Source organism: Campylobacter sp. JH32, assembly GCF_017846535.1.
Lineage (GTDB): Bacteria > Campylobacterota > Campylobacteria > Campylobacterales > Campylobacteraceae > Campylobacter_D > Campylobacter_D coli.
The window spans coordinates 1-332 of record NZ_JAEQBS010000054.1; the positions used below are offsets into that span (position 1 = coordinate 1).

The following is a 332-nucleotide window of genomic DNA, read 5'->3' on the forward strand; positions in this document are numbered from 1 at the left end:
TATTATAAAAAGTTAAGATGACAAGAAAAAGATAAAATAAAGCTTGTTTTATATTTTTAAAGAATTGTTTTTTTAAATCATTTGAATTTTCTTTATTGTTAAAATAATGATAGAGCTTGTTTTTCATATATTTTTATCCTATATTACTTTGATTATTATCTTCAGTATCTTCAAACAAAGTAGCACTAAAGCCACTTGTAGTGTTGGGCTGATGTTTTAAAAGTTTAAATCTATTTACAAAATCAATAGTTCTTTTACTCAGTGCATCATTTAACCCTACCCTACTAATATCATTATCCAATGTTATTTCTTTACTATCAAAACAAGTATTT

General features: G+C 22.9%; 1 pseudogene. It reads right to left on the reverse strand.

Going from position 1 to position 332, the window contains the following annotated elements:
- Positions 1-133 precede the first annotated feature (133 nt).
- Positions 134-332: pseudogene (locus tag KAR67_RS09480) on the reverse strand (lipase); the annotation flags it as partial.